This is a genomic window from Rhodococcus sp. IEGM 1409 (assembly GCF_030056735.1).
Taxonomy (GTDB): Bacteria; Actinomycetota; Actinomycetes; order Mycobacteriales; family Mycobacteriaceae; genus Rhodococcus_F.
The window spans coordinates 271,605-287,951 of record NZ_JASHKN010000009.1; the positions used below are offsets into that span (position 1 = coordinate 271,605).

A 16,347-nucleotide genomic window follows, 5' to 3' on the forward strand; every position below is an offset into this window, starting at 1 on the left:
AACAATCATTCCGGCGTACGGAATTCTTTGAGCGTCTTCACCTTCCCACCGGACTCCCGGCAAGGAAGTCCTATCTTTCCCAGCGAGAGGTTTTCGGACATGACGGTTGGACATACCCTTCGGTCGACACCACAGTTCAGAGTTGTTGCCCTGGCAGCGGTTGCGACGGCTGCTTTGGCACTGACAGGCTGTTCGAGCGACGCCACGGCCTCCGACGACGGGGGCACCCAGACCACCACGATTCGTATCGCACCTCAACCGATCGCGGACTTCGCACCGATCTGGCTGGGTATGGAGCAGGGATTCTTCACCGATGAGGGACTCGACATTCAACTCGTCGAGGGTGGGGCCAGCTCGTCGGCTCAGATTCCGTTGCTGCTCAGTGGAAATGCAGATATGGCAGCCACAACTGCCGCTGCCGCAATTCAGGCACGCAGCCAGAACATGCCCGTCACCATTGTCGGAGGGCTCACGAATTTTGCCGCGAACGACAGCGTCGACCAGTCCGGTCTCGTTGTCGCCAAGGACAGTTCCATCAGCGGCTTCCGTGACCTCGAAGGCAAGACCGTCGCGATCAGCGGTTTGAAGTCCGTCAGCGAAGCGGTCATCTCTGCCGCGGTGGAGAAATCCGGTGGAGCAGCAGACAAGGTCTCGTTCATTCAGGCGCCCATGCCCAACCTCGGCGACCTGGTTTCCACTGGCGGGGCCGACGCGGCATTCCTCATCGATCCGTTCCTGAGCAAAGCAACCGACTCGGGGCTGAAGATCCTCGGCCACCCCTTCCCCTTGGCCGCACCCGGTGTACCGGGGACCTCGCTGGTCGCTTCGGAATCGTTTGTCAATGCAAACCCGGACTCACTCGCGAAGTTCCGTACGGCGCTTGCCAAATCCGTCGACTATGCCAATCAGAATCCGGGCGCGGTCAAGGCTGCACTCTCGACACAAGCCAAGATTCCGCTCGAAATGCTGGCCAACAGCAAGAATCCTCAGTTCGTCGCAGTAGTGGAACCGGGCGCTCTCGGCACGGAGATCGAACTGCTGGTCAAGTACGGGGTTCTGACGGAGTCGGTTGACAGCGATTCCTTGCTGACTCCGGCCAACTGAGTTGCCTGCCTTGACAACCCCGAAAACACGCCGCAGGCAGGTACTGCTCGGACGGCTGCTGACGCTCTTCGCGTTGGCAGCCGCCTGGCAGGTCTTCGGAATGCTGGGCGACGAGAACGTCAAAGGTGTGCCGAAGTTCAGTGACGTGGCAGTGGCGTTCGTGGACGAACTCGGTACCCCTTCGCTGTGGACGTCGTTGGGACAGACCTTGACCACAACCGCCATCGGATTGGCTCTGTGCCTGGTCATCGGAATCCCGACAGGACTGCTCCTCGCCGCGCACCCGTTCCTGACAGTCTCTTCGCGCTTCGTCATCGACTTCTGCCGGACCGTGCCTCCGCTCGCGATCATCCCCCTTTTTCTGTTGATCATGGGCCCGACACAACGTATGGCGGTTGCGCTGATCGTGGCGGTAAGCGTGTGGCCGATCCTGCTCCAGACCATCCACGGCGTCCGCAACGTCGATCCGGAACTACTCGCCACCGCACGATCCTTCCGGCTTCCCCTGTGGCGCAGACTCGCTCTCGTAGTTGCACCCGCGTCGATGCCGTACATCTTCACGGGAATTCGTATCTCGGCAACACTGAGTTTGCTACTGACCATCGGCGCCGAACTGATCGCCGGCGTTCCCGGACTCGGCAAGGAAATCCTGCTGAGCCAATCCGTCCCCGATCGAATGTTCGCACTGATCATCGTCGCCGGAGTCCTCGGCATGCTGCTCGCCTTCGCTGTGATGGCAATCGAGAATCGTTTACTTGCCTGGCATTACATCCCGAGGAGGATGACGACGTGAAAATGATGTCTGGGATTCGACTCCTCGCGTGGGAGCTGTGGTTGCCGATCTTGATCGTCGTCGTGTGGTACTTCGGATCCGCGTCGAGCAAGTCGCCGTACTTTCCGCCGCTGTCACGGATCTGGAAAGCGTTTGTGGACAACTGGTTTGGGGCAGGGTTTGCACGCGATGTCGTGCCGAGCCTGACCAATCTCGGCTTCGGTCTCGCCGTAGCGCTGATGCTCGGCATCGGGGTCGGCCTTCTTCTTGCGCTGTTTCCATTGGCTGCAGACATCGCCGATCCGTTTCTCCAGTTCTTCCGTGCCATACCCGCACTGGCCGTACTGCCGGCCCTGTTCATCGTCTTCGGCACAGGTTCTTCGGGCAACGTCGCCGCCATCGCCTTCGGCGCGGTCTGGCCGATACTCCTCAACACCCTCGACGGCATTCGCTCCATAGATCCGAGTATTCGATTGGTGGCGCGCAGTTATCGGATCCGAACGCCCCTGCTGGTCACGCAGGTACTCCTCCCCGGAGCGATGCCCCAGATAACGGTCGGTATCCGTACCAGTCTCGCGATCGGTGTCGTCATCATGGTCGGCAGCGAAATGTATGTCTCCACTGCGGGAATCGGCCACTTCGTGATCGTTGCGCAACAGACCTTTGCCATCGCAGACATGTGGTCCGGAATCCTCCTGCTCGGAATCATCGGGTACGTACTCAACGTCGGCTACGGCGTGATCGAACGCTGGCTTCTCAGATGGCAGCCTCGGACCCACGGCGCACTCGCAGTGAAAGGAAACTGATGTCATCCACAGAATCTGCGGCATCCACTCCCGCAGTCGAACTGAACGGCCTCGGGGTGACCTACGGCGGATCTACCGGCCGCGAAGTGCTTCGCGGGATCGATCTTTCGGTTGCACCGGGAGAAATCGTCTGCATCGTCGGACATTCCGGAATCGGTAAGAGCACGCTGATTCGTTGCATCGCCGGTTTGCAGAAGCCGACTACGGGTCAGGTCCGCATCGCCGGGATCACGATCGACGCTCCGCCCGCCACTCTTGCGCTCGTGTCGCAAGATTACGGACGCACACTGATGCCGTGGCTTCGAGTGGGCGAGAACGTTCGCCTGCCGCTGCGGGGTAACGGCCTGGCACGCAAGGTTCAGAACGAGAGGGTAACCGAGGCACTCGCCGTCGTCGGCCTGGAAGGTGCTGCGCGTTCCTACCCCTGGCAGTTGTCCGGCGGAATGCAGCAGAGAGTGGCGATAGCTCGCGCTCTCGCCTATCGACCGCAGGTACTACTCATGGACGAACCCTTTGCGTCGGTCGATGCGCAGACCCGCGCGGAACTCGAAGACCTGCTGCTGACGCTTCAACGTGATCTGGGCATCACCGTCCTCCTCGTCACTCACGACGTCGACGAATCGGTGTACCTGTCGGACCGGGTTGTTGTCCTCGGCGGAACCCCGGCGTTGACGCAGGACATCGTCGACGTTCCTCTGACCGGTGCCCGAGATCAACTGACCACGAAAGCGGACCCACTGTTCATCAAGGCCCGCACGAGAGTGTTGACGTCGATCCAGCAGTCGAAGGTGGTGACATCCGTCGGGTAGAGCGGCCTCGCTTAGGCTGGCTCCGTGATCCTTCTCCTCATCGGCCTCGCGCTGCTCGGATTCTGCGGCTACCGGTTCAGACAGGACAGGCGGAGGCTGAGCAACGGTGTTTATCTACTTCTCGGACTGATCTTCACCGGCCTCTGGCTGTTGCAGTCGGGTGCGCCGGGAACCGAGGTCCCGTCATTTGTGATCGCGACGATCGCTCTGCTCTCACCGCTGCTGGTGCTCCTGCTCGCAGGATTCCTGATCGTCAACGGGGTCACGATGCTGCGGCGCGAGGGATTCAGCGTCGCAAATCTGCTCTCACTCGTCGCCGGCCTCGGACTGCTTGTTCCCTATGTGCTGCTCGCATCCGCGTTGCTGACGCAGAGGTACTGGCTCGCAGTCGTTCTCGGATCGTTCAGTCTGGTCGCGTCGTACCTGGGCTTCTTGTTCTCGAGCTTTCTGCTCTACTCCTACGTCTACGGACGCCAGAAGTACCAGCCTGGGATGGACGCGATAGTGGTGCACGGCGCTGGGCTTTCGGGCGCCGACGTGACGCCCCTGCTGGCCAGCCGTCTGGACAAGGCGGCAGACGTCTTTCGCGCCGAGGTCGGCGAAGGACGTTCACCGCTGTTGGTCGTCAGCGGAGGGAAAGGATCGGACGAGGTTGTCAGCGAGGCGGAGGCGATGTCCGCCTACCTCTTCGATCACGGGATTCCGCGCGCGAACGTCCTGCTCGAGGACCGCTCGACCACCACACTCGAGAACCTGGAGTACACCAGAGACCTTCTCCGCGCCAACAGCACCGAACCTCGAATGGTACTGGTCACCAGCAACTTCCACATCCTCCGAACCGCGACGTTTGCCCGAAGCCTCGGATTGGATGCAGAAGTCATCGGTTCCCGCACCGCCCGGTACTACCTGCCGAGTGCGATCCTGCGCGAGTTCGCCGCCGTCACGGTGGAGCACAAGTGGCTCAACGGCACGGTCTGCCTGATCCTGGCCGCCCTACCACCGCTGGTGGTGTGGGCGGCAGGAGGCATTTCGTAACAAGCTTCACCGAATCAGGCTCTCGATTCCCATCGGTCGGCGACCCAACAGCAGTTCGACGGCCGCGCTGCCGGCAAGGAAGTCATGGTGGTTGTAGAAGTCGAACATCGCGGCCAGACGCGAGCTGGCATTCACGTCGAGGTCGTTGCCGATCCGTTCGCGCCATTGATCCACGCTGATCTGATCTATCGCGACGGTACGTGACGTCTGCTTCTCCACCATCTGTGCCACCTCCATGACGCTCAGAGCTTCAGGGCCGCCTACTTCGTACGCCGCTCCGTGATGCTCGCCCGGGCCCTCGCTCAGTACGACCGCGGCAACAGCCGCCACGTCCGCCAAACTCACGAACGAGAATTTCGTGTCCGCGCTGTACGGCAAGACGATGGTCTCGGACCGACCAGTGAGTACCGCCTCGAAGTTCTCGGCATACGCACACGGCTGCAATACAGTCCACTTCACCGGGGAGCGATGCAGTTCGTCCTCACACCTGGCTTTGTCCAGGTGATGCGGCATGGACGGGCTGAACGGCCACGCGACGGAGTGATAGACAAAGTGCTCCACTCCCGCCGAAGCCGCTGCCGTCAGCGCATTGCGAAGAAGTGCCGGCTCGTCGGGATGGACGTTGGGAGCGATGAAATACACGCCTCGGCACCCGGCGAGCGCCTTGCGCAGTCCGTTTCCCGTTTCGAGTTCGACCTCGAAGTCGCCGTCGACACGGGCCTTTCGCACCAGTCGCCGAACTGTCACGCTCGGGGGCAGCGCGGCGACGACTGCCTCACCGGTCTTACCCGCGGCGCCGATCACCGCGATGTCGGCGCCGCGAGCAATTCCGTTCTCCATGAGTGTTTTCCGTCCTAGACGTAGTCGTAGACCGCTGAGGTGGCGCCACCGGAAAGCTGCGCGTAGCCCGGACCCCGATCGAAGAAGGGTTCGTTCTCACCGCGCTCCGAGCGCAACTGATCCCGTAGCTCCGTGGTAGCAGCCTCGTCGACAGACGGCTCGTCACCCTCGATCACGACAACTCCGTAGTCGTCACGTGCGCCTTCGACGGAAACCTTGCGCCACTGAATATCTCGCAAGACTTCCTCGGTGGGACGCTCCAGTGGATCTCCCCAACCGCCGCCACCGGTGGTACGAATCCGTACAACCTCTCCGGCTTTGATCGGCTCTGCATCGGTCAGCGCGTCGAACTCACGCTCGTTCGGTCCACCCGGATTCAGTACGACGGAGAACGGGCGGCCGGCCTTGCCGCCCTTGACACCCCAGCAAGCCAGAATCGAACGGTCCGCGATGGACATGAAGTGCGCATCCTTGAGCATGCGGATGTGCTTCTCGTATCCCAGGCCGCCTCGGTAACGCCCGGCTCCGCCGGAATCCATGGCCAGACCGAGCTTCTCGACGATGAACGGGAAGCGGCTCTCGGTGAACTCTGTCGGCAGGTTCCGTGAGTCGGGGACGACGTGGATCGTGTCCTCACCGTCGGCGTAGTAGCGTCCGCCCGAACCACCGCCGAGTACCTCACGCATGAGGTACGAGTGACCCTCGAAGTCCTCACCGTACACACCGGTGTATCTGATGGTTTCCTGATCGGCGGGCATGTTCCCGTCCACGGCCTTGGCCACGACGCCGGCCAGCACTCCAAGCAGGCGGAGGATGACAAACGTGCGAGCGTTGGTGGGAGCGGGGAAGATCGGAGTGATCAGCGTTCCCTTCTCGGGGAACTTCATCTCGATCAGCGGTACGACGCCTTCGTTGACATCCAGTTCTGCCATGCGCTCCGGGGTGTCCGCGAGGTTACGCAGAATCGGCGCCAACCACTTGATGAGGAAGTTTCCGTCCGCGTAGTCGCCGCAGTGGTTGATCGGTCCCTTTGCCTGCGGTCCGGTTCCGTTGAAGTCCAGGATGAGTCGCTCGCCGCCCTCGTCTTCCGGCCGCGTCTTCGTGAGCGTGATCCGCTGGATGTGGAGCATCGGCTCGTCGACGCCGTCATGCTCGGCGTAGTCCTCCCAGGTGTACTCACCGACCGGGATCTTGCTGAGGATCTCGCGGCGGTACGTCTCGGTGGTCGCGTCCATCATGGCGTCGAAGCACGACTCGACGGTGTCGACGCCGTAGCGCTCGAACAATTCGGTGAGTCGACGCGCACCCATCAGGCACGCCGAGCACTCGGCGTCGAGATCGGCTGCGAGAGCGTCCGGCATGCGGGAGTTGCGCGTCATGATGCGCAGCGCCGCCTCGTTGGGGACGCCCTGGTCCCACAGTTTGATCGGCGGAACCATCAGTCCCTCTTCGTACACCGTGGTGGCACCGGACGGCATGGAGCCGGGGCAGCAACCGCCGATGTCGTCGTGGTGGCCGAATGCCTGAACGAAGGCAACAACTTTCGGTTCGGCATCGGGAGTGACGCGGGCGAAGACAGGTACGGTGACGCAGAGGTCGGGGAGATGGCCGATGCCACCTTCGGACAGGTAGACGTCGTTGTGAAAGTACACGTCTCCCGGCTTCATCGTCTCGAGCGGGAAGTCCCGGGCGATCGGATGAACCAGGGCGGAATACGAACGGCCCGTGAGCTTGCGGAGGTTCCGGTCGTGAATACCTGCGCGGAAGTCGTGAGCATCACGGATCATCGGTGAGCGCGAGGTGCGCGAGATGGAGGTCTCCACCTCCATCTCCACGCTGGCCAGGTAACCGGCGACGATCTCGACCAGAATCGGATCAGGTGACGCGCCGTCGGTAGCGGTGAGTCGGTACGGCTTTGCCGCGGTGGCAGCAGCAGCATCGAGAATGGCGGTCATCACTTCACTCCGTTCGAGTCGGAAGACTTCGAGATACGAATGTTCCCGAAGGTGTCGATACGTGCCGAGAATCCGGGATGGATCGGAACAGTCGAGCTGAACTCCTCGATCACAGCCGGACCTTCGATGACGTCACCCGCTCCGAGCAGTGTGCGATCGTAGGTGGCCGTTTCGACCCAGCTGTCGAAATAGGATTGGCGCGAACCGGTTCGGGCGGTGTCGGCACCGTTTCCGGCGGCGATCTCCTTGAGCGTCGGACGCTTGATCGGGCCGATGCCGCTCACGCGCAGGTTGACCCATTCCACGTGCTGCGACGGGTCTCCCCGGAAGTCGTAGCCGTACAGTTCACGGTGCGCCTGGTGGAATGCCTCGGCCGCGTCGTCCATGATCTGCGCCGTGACGGCGCCTTCCGCCACGGGGACACGTACTTCGAAGGCCTGACCGAGGTAGCGAAGATCCGCGGTCCGGGAGTACTTACGCTGCGTCTCGTCGAAACCTTCTTCGGCGAGCGCAATCTCGGCTTCGCCGGCCAACGCGTCGAACTGGCTCTGCAGGTCTTCCGCCTTCAACCGGTCGTGGCGGCTGACGTGTGTCTGAACGTAGTCGTTGCGCACGTCGACCGTCAGTAGACCGAACGCGGAGACGTTACCCGGATTGAGCGGGACAAGAACATCTTTCAGGCCGAGGATGTCGACGAGACGGCAGGCGAGCAGGGAGCCCGAACCGCCGAACGTCACGAGGGTGAAGTCGCGAACATCGAGACCACGCTTGACGGTGATCTGGCGCAGGGCGTTGGCCTGGTTCCACGCCGAGACCTCGAGGACACCGACCGCGCACTCCTCGTAACCCAGACTCAGCTGTGCTGCAAGCTCTTCGAGTCCCTTGCGTGCCAGTTCGGTGTCGAGGGGGATCTCACCACCGAGCAGATGGGGTGGGATGCGCCCGAGCAAGACATGAGCGTCGGTGATGGTCGGTTCGCTACCGCCCTTGCCGTAGCACAACGGTCCGGGATCGGCGCCAGCCGACTGAGGACCGACCCGGAGGGTGTGTTCCGGTGTCATCCACGCGATCGACCCACCACCGGCGCCGACGGTCACGACGTCGATCATCGGGATCTTCGACGGGTAGTTGCCCACTCGCCCTTCGGTTGTCAGCGCAGGCTCGCCGCGAACTACGACGGTGACATCCGTCGACGTTCCGCCGCCGTCGCAGGTCAACACCTGCTCGACGCCGGCCGCGTCGGCGATCAGCGCGGCACCGAGAGCGCCGGCGGCCGGTCCGGAGAGCACTGTCGTAATAGGCTGGTGAACAACCTCTTTGGCCGACAGGACACCACCGTTGGACTTCATGACGTAGAACGGGATATCGCGAGGTTCGCCGTCGGTAGTCGAGAACTCACGCAGACGATTCGCGATGTTGTTCACGTAGTTGCGGATGTTCGGCTTGACCGCGGCGTCCACGAGAGTGGTGATGGACCGCTCGTACTCGCGGTACTCACGAAGCACCTGGCTCGAGATGCTCACCGTCGCGTCGGGGAAAACTTCGAAGAGGATGTCGCGTACGCGCTCCTCGTGCGTCGGATCGGCGTACGAGTGCATGAGGCAGACACCGATGGTGCGAATGCCGCGGTCCTTGAAGAACTGCGCTGCGCTGCGGACGCTCCCTTCGTCGAGCGGGCGAATCTCGCTGCCGTCGAAGGAAAGCCGTCCACCGACGGTGCGTACCCGATCGGCAGGAACGATGCGTTCGGGCTTGACCCAGAAGTACGAGTTGCCGTAGCCGTCCGGCACCGACTGACGAGCGATTTCGAGAACGTGCTCGTAGCCCTCGGTGGTGATGAAGCCGAGATTCTCGACCTTGCCTTCGAGCAGCTTGTTGGTCGCGACGGTCGTGCCGTGGCTGACCGCACCGATCGAGTCGCCGCTCTCGCCGAGCTTGGCGAGTACCTTCTCGATACCGGCGAGAAAGCCCTCGGCGGGGTCCGCCGGAGTGGACGGGGTCTTGGTCGTGACGATGGCGCCGGTTTCGTCGTCCACTGCCACGATGTCGGTGAACGTTCCGCCGGTATCGATACCGACCCGAATCTTCCTGGGTTCCACGCTTCCTCCTGAGATCTTTGGCTCGTCTCGTCTGGTACCGATCGACGGTGTGGCCTAGCCGGTAAGTGGCTCGTACCTGACGTGTAGTGCTATTCCACAGGTTCGGAACGGCGGATTCTTTGTCACAATTCGCCGAATCGGGCGACCAAGGTTCGGCGCACGATCACGAGCGGATCTTCGCCGGCGCCCGCATGGGTTACGCGGACGTGAAAAACGCCCCGAACCTGGTCGGTTCGGGGCGTTTCCCTCATCGCAAAACAGCTGTGGAAGCCCTGTCGAAACGCTGCTGAACTACTCGCGACAACCAGAACGCGCCAGGAATCCGCCTATAGCAACACCTGACAAAGCAATGGCCGCGCCGACGACGGCGCTGACCATCACCGTGCGAGCATCGGCGCCACCTGCTGTCGGTACACCGGCCGGAAGAATCGCCGGTGCCGCAACAGCTCCGGAAACTACCGGCGCCGCCTCGACCGACGCTGCCGGTATTGCCGCTGCCACGGCGGCAGTGACCTTCTCGGGGATGCCGTTGGCAATGACGCCGTCGATGCTCTTGAAGAACACCCCGGCCATCTTCTTGGCGACACCGGTGATCATCCGCTGTCCGACGCCGCCGACCATCCCGCCGACTACCGCGTCGGCGTCGTACGAAAGCAGCGTGCCACCCTCGTTCTCCGTCAACGTGACTGTGACGTCCGCCTTCACCGTGCCGGGAGCACCCGCGCCCGAAGCCGTCATGACAAACGAATTGGGCCGATTCTGTTGCGAAAGAACAACTTCACCGTCGTAGACGCCCTTGATCGACGCGACTCCCGCCATGATCGAGAGCTTGTAGTGATTGTCCGTGAGCTGCTCGAGCGACTGCACACCGGGAATGGTCGCGGCCAGTACACGACCGTCCTGGAGCTTGTCGTAGACCTCTTCGCGAGGTGCCGTCAGCTGCGCGGTGCCGGCGATTCTCATGCATTCTCCTCTGATGACGAACCCGCATGTGCGAGTCGAAGTTCGAACAGTTCGGACGGTGAAATGGGCATGGACGTGATCGAGATTCCTTCGGCGTCCTCGATTGCGGCCGCGATGACGGCGCTGGTCGGAATCACACCGGCCTCACCGGCGCCCTTCATACCGAGTGGGTTGAGTCCCGACGGCGTGACGGTGTGATCCATCTCGAGTGAATCCGGCATCTCCGTGACAAACGGCATCAAGAAGTCCATATACGACGCGTTGAGCATCTGTCCGTGCTCGTCGTAGACGATCCGTTCGTAGAGTGCGCCGCCGATACCTTGGGCGACGGCGCCCATGACCTGGCCTTCGACGATGCGCGGATTGATCACGTTTCCGCAGTCGTGGATGACGACGTAACGACGGACCGTGATCTCGGCTGTGACGGGATCGGTTTCGACGATCGCCGCGTGCACTCCCGAAGCGAAAGTCGAACTGGGCGGCGAGTAGTAGCCGGTGGCTTCCAGACCCGGCTGCTCGCCCTCGGGAATCGGCGGCTTCGACATGTCCGTGTCGGTCTTGGCGAAACCGGTAGCCAACTTCGACTCACGGTCGAACGCATATCGTAGCGGGTTCGACAGCACGGCAACAACACTCAGCGGTACAGAAGTACCTTCCACCCCGGGTTCGGTGCCGAGCTTGCACACGTGTCCACCTCGGAGTTCCAGTTCGGCTTCCGGCAGATTCAAGATTCCGGATGCGATCTTCTTCGCTTTCTCCGCGACCATCTGCGCCGCGACGTGGAAAGCCGAACCCGACATGACCGCGCCACGTGAGGCGAAAGTGCCGACGGCATAACCGAACCGGCGGGTATCACCGGTGACGATCTCGACGTCGGAGACCTTGACTCCGAGATCGTCTGCAACGATCTGCGCGAACGCTGTCTGGTGGCCCTGGCCCTGCGTCGTCAAGCCCGTTGCCGCCTTGACCTTTCCGGACGTCTCGACCACAACGTGTGCGCCCTCGTAGGGTCCGGGACCGGTTCCCTCGACGTAGGCACCGATGCCGATGCCGACACTCCGCCCCTCGGCGCGAGCCTTCTTCTGGTACTCGGGAAATCCGTCCCAGTCGATGAGCTTCTTGAGCTTGTCGATGCCGGCCTGGTAGTCACCGGTGTCGTAGATCAACGGGCGTCCGTCCTGGAACATCAGACCGAAGTCGTACGGCATGTCCTCGGGACGAATGAAGTTCGCCTCCCGCACCGCGATCTTGTCCTTGTTCAGGTACTTGGCGATGGCGTCCATGGATCGCTCCATCGCGAACACGGCCTGCGGGCGTCCGGCGCCTCGGTACGGGGTCACGATGACCGTGTTGGTGTACAGCGAATAGGCGTTGACCCGGAACGACTTCGGCTTGTACGGCCCGAGAACCTGCGTCGCGGTGTTGATCATGACGATGATCCCGTACGGCAGGTACGCGCCGTTGTCGTGCCAGAACGTGAAGTCGAAAGCCAACAGACGGCCCTCGTCGTCGAATCCGACGTCGATCTTCTGGATCTGTCCACGCTCGTGTGCGCTCGAGATGAAGTGCTCACGGCGATCCTCGACCCACTTCACCTCACAGGAGATGCCGGCCTGGCCGAGGCGTCGAGCGGCCCACGTGATCATCACTTCTTCGGGCCACGGATGGACGATCTTGACACCGAATCCACCGCCGACGTCGGGAGCGATGCAGTGAACCTTGTTCAGCGCCATACCCAATCGCGCGGCAATGGCGGCGCGGGCGGAGGTGGACGTCTGAGTGGAGGTCCAGAACGTGAGGGTGTTCTCGTCGCCGTCCCAGCGTGCGTAGACACCCTTGCCCTCCATCGGCATGGATGCCGAACGCTCGATTTCGAGATCCAGCGTCAGTCGGTGCGGCGCGGCCGCAAGTTCGGCATCCGGATCACCGAACCCGTGCTGAAGATGAGCGGCGATGTTGTCCGGAACGTCAGTGTGAACGGCATTGTCGGCGGTGCGGGCGACGTCGATTCCCACTACCGGCTTCAGTGTCTCGTACGTGACGTCGATCTTCGCGCACGCATCCTCGGCGATGTACCGATTGTCGGCGACCACCATGGCGATGGCTTCTCCGACGTGGTTCACCTCGTCCTTCGCAAGGGGGTACCCGTTGCGCGGAGCGATGATTCCCGGATGCGGAATGAGCAGTGGCAGGTTCTCCGCCATTTCCGGGGTGTCGGCCAGGAGATCTTCGTAGGTGTAGATGGCATGTACGCCAGGCACTTCCAGTGCCTGATCGATGTCGATGTCGATTATTCGCGCATGTGCATGCGGCGACCTGACGAATGCCGCGATCAGCGCGTTGTGGCCCAGATCGTCGAGATACCGCCCCTGACCGCTGAGCAGACGCGTATCTTCCTCGCGCGGAATCGGTTTGCCGAAGAACTTGCCGTCGTCGGCAACCGAATGATCGGCCGTCGAATGATCGGAAGCGGGGTGCTTCGCCCCGTTGCGCTTTGCTGGTTTGACCGGAGTACTCATGCCTTACCCGCCCGTCCTCCGACGGGATTCGTTGTTCCCCGCACCTTGCGATCCAACGCCTCCCGAGTGGATGCGTCGTCGATTCCGAGCGGGAACTGCCCGGCTCGTTCACGCTTGATCTCGGCAGCGCGCAGAACCGACGCCCTGATGTTCTGGTATCCCGTACAACGGCAGAGGTTTCCCGCTATCGCGTCCGTTGCTTCCTCACGCGTGGGATTGGGGTTCTCCTCGAGAAACGCCGCGATGGTCGTCACGAATCCCGGTGTGCAGAATCCGCACTGCAAGCCGTGACAATCCTTGAACGCCTGCTGAACCGGATGCAAGGTGCCGTCCGGCTCGACGAGTCCTTCGACGGTGGTGATCGATCGACCTTCGAGGCTGGCAGCGAGGACGAGGCAGGATCGCACCGGCTTTCCGTCGAGCAGCACGGTGCACGCACCACACACGCCGTGTTCACAACCGACGTGCGTGCCCGTCTTACGGAGGTGGTGACGAATGGCGTCCGAGGCCAGAGTGCGGGAGGGGAGAACGACGGTGCTCGTCACCTCGTTGAGCGTGAACGTCACGGCCACATGGTGTTCACCGGTATCTGCTGCCAGCTCGGCAAGTTGATCATCGATGGAGCGATCGTTTTTGGACATGGTCACCACTTTCCTGCCAGTACTGCGTTCTCACTGAGAGCATCTGTTGCCGCTGCAAACCCGACCCGCGCCGTGAGCGCGGACACCAGTTGCGAGCGGTACGCCGCCGTCCCGTGAATGTCTGCCTCGGTATCTATCTGTGCGCGGGCGCATTCCCCGAGGGTGCGCCAGCGCGGATCTCGCTGATCCGTCGCGGATGCGCCCGCCAGCACGTCCGTGTAGTCCACGACCTGCCCCAGCTCTCCGGCGGACACGTACGTCATGTGTGCGTCGGCCACCAGACCGTCGACCACGCGAATACGCGCGACGACACCGACCAGTGCGTAGTCACCGTGACGACGGGCGATCTCGTCGATGGCGGTTCCCACACCGGGCTCGGCGGCGGGCACCGACACCGACACCGCGATCTCGTCAGATTCCAGGCTCGATTCGAGAGGACCGACAAAGAGATCCGTCGACGCGATCTCGCGGGTGCCACGCACCGACTGAACGGTCACGCTGCCCCCGAGCAGTGTCAGGACTGCCGGCATCTCCGCCGACGGGTCGGCATGGACGATGGAGCCGACGCTCGTCCCGCGGTTACGGATCGTGGGGTGCGCTACCAACTGCAGAGCGCGGTTCAGCAGAGGCTGAACTCGGCGAGCACCTTCGTCAGCCGCCAGCACCGAGTGCGTGGCCAGGGCCTGGAACCGCACTCCTTCGTCTCCGGACGAGGTCACCGAAGCGAGGTCAGGGATCGATCCGATGTCGACGATGTGGGCGGGGGCGGCGAGGCGCATGGACAGCAGCGGCACAAGCGATTGCCCACCGGCGAGCACCTTCCCCTCGTGAGAGACCTCGGAGAGGATTCGGCACGCGTCCTCGACCGAGGACGGTCGGTGATAAGTCAGCGGCGACGGTTTCATTACTCAATCCTGCCTCTATGAGTCACTTCACGTTTTGTGCAGATGTGACAACGGTCACGGGTCATACCTGGCATACATTCAACTTGGCATCACGTGAGCTGCGCCACGGGCTCTTCCCTTTCGTCATCTGACGCATTCGCCCCCGGCGTTGCGTTCGGTCGCTGTCCGGACTTCGGCCTGTTCAGCTCGGGGTTCCAGGACCCGACGAACTGGCAGAGGTGGTACATCACGATCACGACGATGGTTCCGAGCGCGATACCTCCGAGCGAGAACGTGTCACTGAACTTCAGAGCCGTGTCACCGATACCGATGATCAGGCCGGCCGCAATAGGCATCAGATTGAGCGGATTCCCGAAGTCGACACCGTTCTCTTTCCAGATCTTGGCGCCGAGCAAACCGATCATGCCGAACAGAACCACCAGAATTCCGCCGAGAACGCCGCCGGGAGTCGCCGCCATGACTGCTCCGAACTTGGGCGAGAAGCCGAGCAGGATCGCGATGAAACCCGCGATCACGTACGCGGCGGTCGAGTACACCCGGGTCGCTGCCATGACACCGATGTTCTCGGCATGTGTCGTCGTGGGGGAGCCGCCTACCGCGCTGGCGATGGCGGTAGCAAAACCGTCACCGGCAATTGCGCGTCCGATGTACGGGTCGAGATCGTCGCCCGTGATCTCGGCGACCGCCTTGACGTGTCCGGCGTTTTCCGCGACCAGTGCGATGACACCGGGAAGAACGAGAACGATGAACGTGAGGCTGAACGAGGGAGCGTGAATACCGACGATTCCGTTGGCTTCGTCCGAGAACGGCGGCAACCCGAACCACGACGCCGAGTGCACCGAATCCCAGTTGACACGAAAGTGCTCGGTGGGTGCTCCGCTACCGCCGGCGGACGTGATCGGACCGGAGACCCGGTCGAGGACCCACGAGAAGATGTAGCCGAGAACCAGCGCGACAAGAATGGCGATACGTCCCAAGAAGCCGCGTAGCGCAACACTCATCACGATCAACGCAACCATCACGATCAGTGCCACCCACTGGTCCTGCGGCCAGTACAGCCCCGCGACAACTGGAGCCAGGTTGAATCCGATCAACATCACCACTGCGCCGGTGACCACCGGCGGTAGCGCTTTACTGATGACGCCACCGCCCAGAAAGTGGATGGCGACGCCGACAAATCCCAGAACCAGCCCCGACACCAGAATCGCGCCGGTCACTTCCGCCGTCGTTCCGCCCTGGGCGCGAATGGCTGCGACACCACCGACAAACGCCGCCGACGTACCGAGGTAACTGGGGACGCGTCCTTTGACCACCAGCAGGAAGAAGAGCGTACAAAAGCCCGACATCATCACGGCAAGTTGAGGATTGAGACCCATGATGATCGGGAAGACGAACGTCGCGCCGAACATCGACACGACATGTTGGCCGCCCAATCCGATGGTCCTCATCCAACTGAGCCGCTCGCCCGGCGCTACCACTTCACCGGTTCCGATGTTCTTGCCATCTCCGTGCAACGTCCAGATCGGCATGACGAGACCTTTCGCGAGGAAGGAAGGTGTTCGAAATGCTTTGTGCCCCAGCTCACAAACACCGTGTCTGGAGTGAAACGCTAATACAGCGGCAAGTTCTGGACGTGATGACAATCTGCCAGAACCCGCTCACCGAGATTGGCAACAATGGTGACAGATGATGCGGGCAGGGGTCATCGTCAGTGATGGAGACAGTTTCGACCGAAATGGGGGCCGCGTGACGAAGGGCCCCAACATTTTCTTCGGCTTAATGGTTCCGTAACACGATGTCTGTCAACGGAAGACGACTCTCCTAGCCGAGGGCTGCGAGGATCGCCGCTGCCATCTCCGCGACCTGATCATCGGTCATCACAAACGTCGGCGAAATCTG

General features: G+C 62.1%; 13 protein-coding genes. 5 read left to right on the forward strand and 8 right to left on the reverse strand.

Features of this window, described 5'->3' with window-relative positions:
- Positions 1-99: 99 nt before the first annotated feature.
- Genes QM716_RS22935 through QM716_RS22955 form a run of 5 tightly spaced genes read left to right on the forward strand, consistent with a single transcriptional unit; the run spans position 100 to position 4,526 of the window.
- Positions 100-1,104: an ABC transporter substrate-binding protein gene (locus QM716_RS22935; protein WP_283306428.1), complete on the forward strand. Its 1,005-nt coding sequence runs from the start codon at positions 100-102 to the stop codon at positions 1,102-1,104.
- A 10-nt stretch (positions 1,105-1,114) separates the two neighbouring features.
- On the forward strand, positions 1,115-1,897 hold the full coding sequence (locus QM716_RS22940; RefSeq protein WP_283306429.1) for an ABC transporter permease: 783 nt from the start codon (positions 1,115-1,117) through the stop codon (positions 1,895-1,897).
- Positions 1,898-1,899: 2 nt separating this feature from the next.
- On the forward strand, positions 1,900-2,682 hold the full coding sequence (locus tag QM716_RS22945) for an ABC transporter permease (RefSeq protein WP_283306446.1): 783 nt from the start codon (positions 1,900-1,902) through the stop codon (positions 2,680-2,682).
- On the forward strand, positions 2,682-3,491 hold the full coding sequence (locus QM716_RS22950; RefSeq protein ID WP_283306430.1) for an ABC transporter ATP-binding protein: 810 nt from the start codon (positions 2,682-2,684) through the stop codon (positions 3,489-3,491). The genes QM716_RS22945 and QM716_RS22950 overlap by 1 nt, the downstream gene beginning before the upstream one ends.
- Positions 3,492-3,515: 24 nt before the next feature.
- On the forward strand, positions 3,516-4,526 hold the full coding sequence (locus QM716_RS22955; RefSeq protein ID WP_283306431.1) for a YdcF family protein: 1,011 nt from the start codon (positions 3,516-3,518) through the stop codon (positions 4,524-4,526).
- Between the two features lie 6 nt (positions 4,527-4,532).
- Here QM716_RS22955 and QM716_RS22960 read toward each other — a convergent pair whose 3' ends face one another.
- The 8 genes from QM716_RS22960 to QM716_RS22995 all read right to left on the reverse strand — a co-directional run bounded on the left by QM716_RS22960 (position 4,533) and on the right by QM716_RS22995 (position 15,977).
- On the reverse strand, positions 4,533-5,366 hold the full coding sequence (locus tag QM716_RS22960; protein ID WP_283306432.1) for an NmrA family NAD(P)-binding protein: 834 nt from the start codon (positions 5,364-5,366) through the stop codon (positions 4,533-4,535).
- Positions 5,367-5,380: 14 nt separating this feature from the next.
- Positions 5,381-7,321 (reverse strand): hydantoinase B/oxoprolinase family protein, encoded by a 1,941-nt coding sequence (locus QM716_RS22965; RefSeq protein WP_283306433.1) that lies wholly within the window; start codon positions 7,319-7,321, stop codon positions 5,381-5,383.
- Positions 7,321-9,420: a hydantoinase/oxoprolinase family protein gene (locus QM716_RS22970; RefSeq protein ID WP_283306434.1), complete on the reverse strand. Its 2,100-nt coding sequence runs from the start codon at positions 9,418-9,420 to the stop codon at positions 7,321-7,323. The genes QM716_RS22965 and QM716_RS22970 overlap by 1 nt, the downstream gene beginning before the upstream one ends.
- 291 nt (positions 9,421-9,711) lie before the next feature.
- On the reverse strand, positions 9,712-10,383 hold the full coding sequence (locus tag QM716_RS22975; RefSeq protein ID WP_283306435.1) for an SRPBCC family protein: 672 nt from the start codon (positions 10,381-10,383) through the stop codon (positions 9,712-9,714).
- Entirely contained in the window at positions 10,380-12,902 is a 2,523-nt protein-coding gene (gene cutA, locus QM716_RS22980) for an aerobic carbon-monoxide dehydrogenase large subunit (RefSeq protein ID WP_283306436.1), read from the reverse strand. The genes QM716_RS22975 and cutA overlap by 4 nt, the downstream gene beginning before the upstream one ends.
- A complete protein-coding gene (locus QM716_RS22985) occupies positions 12,899-13,543 on the reverse strand; it encodes a (2Fe-2S)-binding protein (RefSeq protein ID WP_029256750.1) in 645 nt (214 codons plus the stop codon). Before QM716_RS22985 ends, cutA begins: the two co-directional genes overlap by 4 nt.
- 2 nt (positions 13,544-13,545) lie before the next feature.
- Positions 13,546-14,448, reverse strand: coding sequence for an FAD binding domain-containing protein (locus tag QM716_RS22990; RefSeq protein WP_283306437.1), 903 nt, complete (start codon positions 14,446-14,448; stop codon positions 13,546-13,548).
- 89 nt (positions 14,449-14,537) lie between these two features.
- Positions 14,538-15,977: a uracil-xanthine permease family protein gene (locus tag QM716_RS22995; RefSeq protein WP_283306438.1), complete on the reverse strand. Its 1,440-nt coding sequence runs from the start codon at positions 15,975-15,977 to the stop codon at positions 14,538-14,540.
- Positions 15,978-16,347: the final 370 nt, after the last annotated feature.